Raw genomic sequence first — 1,670 nt, 5'->3', positions numbered from 1 at the left:
TCGCGCTTCTTCGACCAGTCCGTCGCCATCTTCGCGAACCGGTCGATCTCCTTCTTCGAATACCCGGCCTTCTCGTTCGCCTGCGACTGCATCAGCCGCGCCACGACAAAGTCCGAGCCCAGCTGCGCAAGCTTCGGAAACTCATCGTCTTCGGCGTACACCACCGTCGCGCCATGCTTGTCCAGCAGCTCGAAGAACGCCGGATCATCATAGCCCGTCCCGCGTACCTCCAGCGCATGACGCAGTTCGACCCCGTCCTTCTCCTTCGGCAGCACAGACAGGAAGTTCGCAAAGTGCTCGCGGTCGAACTTGCGATTGCCGGGAAACTGCCAGTTGATCGGCCCCAGCTTGTCCTTCAGCTGCGTGATGCCCTGGTCGAGGAACAGACCGGTCGAGGTCTTCATGTCCTCCTTCGTCTTGCGCACTGTTGAAAACCGGTGCGCCTTCAGGCTGAACACGAACCCGTCCGGCGTCTCGTCGCGCCATTTCGCGAACGTGTCCGGCTTGAACGACGAGTAATACGTCCCGTTGACCTCCACGGCGGTCAGCGTGCGACTCATGTGCTGCAGCTGCTTCGCCTTGGACAGCCCTGACGGATAAAACGTCTCGTCCCACGGCTCGAATGTCCAGCCGCCAACGCCCACGCGTATCGGATACGCCACCCACGTCTCCTCTTGATAGCCGGACAGTCTAGACTGAGGGCGTTCGCGCCGCCAACGCAGCCTTTCCTTCTCTCGCGCGTTCTGGCCTATTGCTGTGGCATTCGAGGGAGACAGGACATGCGTTGGAAAGGCGGCCGCTCGGGCGGCGGTACCGAGGACCGGCGCGGTCTCGGCGCAGGGGCAGTCGCGGGCGGCGGCGGCATTGTCGGCATCATCGCTGTGCTCGCCTACGTTTTTCTAGGCGTTGACCCCAACACGACGCAATCCGTCGCCGGGCTCTTCATCGGCCAGGGCGCACAGGAACGGGGCACGATGGGCACGCCTGCAGACGACGCCGGCCGCTTCGTCGACGTCGTCGGCGCCAATGTGAACGATGTCTGGGCGCAGGCGATGCGCGGGTACACCCCGCCCAAAGTCGTCCTCTACGACACCGGCACAGGCACGGGATGCGGCTACGGCCAGGCAGCGATGGGCCCGTTCTATTGCCCCACCGACCAGACCGTCTATCTCGACCTCTCCTTCTGGCAGACGATGAGCGAGCAACTCGGCGCGTCCGACGCGGACTTCGCCAAGGCCTATGTCATCGCCCACGAATTCGGCCACCACGTGCAGACGCTCAGCGGCGCCTCGCAAAAGGTGCAGCGAGCGCAGCAATCCCTCGGCAAGGAAGAAGGCAACCGCTACTCCGTCGCCCTCGAACTTCAGGCAGACTGCTATGCGGGCGTATGGGCGGCCAATGCCGCGAAGGTTTCCGGCGGCAATGTCGCGATGGAACCCGGCGACCTCGAGGCCGGCCTCACGACCGCCAAGGCCATCGGCGACGACACGCTGCAGAAGCGCCAGGGCGGGCGCGTGACGCCGGAAAACTTCACTCACGGCTCATCTGTTGAGCGCATGCGGTGGCTGAAATCCGGCTACACGTCTGGCGATCCCACGACGTGCGACGGTCCCTTCCAGGACCTATGATCATGGCCGCGACGCCAGACGACGCGCAGGCGGTCCTTGCCT

General features: G+C 64.1%; 2 protein-coding genes. One reads left to right on the top strand and one right to left on the bottom strand.

The window, feature by feature from the left end:
* Positions 1-662, bottom strand: a 662-nt coding sequence (locus tag JHD07_RS39335) for a DUF72 domain-containing protein (protein ID WP_291632007.1), incomplete at its 3' end; no start/stop codon positions are given.
* A gap of 117 nt (positions 663-779) precedes the next feature.
* Here JHD07_RS39335 and JHD07_RS39330 point away from each other — a divergent pair.
* Entirely contained in the window at positions 780-1,628 is an 849-nt protein-coding gene (locus tag JHD07_RS39330) for a neutral zinc metallopeptidase (protein WP_291632005.1), read from the top strand.
* Positions 1,629-1,670: the final 42 nt, after the last annotated feature.

It is taken from the genome of Bradyrhizobium sp. (genome assembly GCF_016462955.1).
In the GTDB taxonomy this organism is placed as follows: Bacteria; Pseudomonadota; Alphaproteobacteria; order Rhizobiales; family Xanthobacteraceae; genus Bradyrhizobium.
The sequence above is the reverse complement of the archived record's forward strand: the minus strand, read 5'-3'. Positions and strand labels throughout refer to the sequence as shown.

Excerpts from the sequence above, each read along its gene's own strand:
- JHD07_RS39330 (WP_291632005.1), top strand. The coding sequence starts at position 780 with ATGCGTTGGAAAGGCGGCCGCTCGGGCGGCGGTACCGAGGACCGGCGC.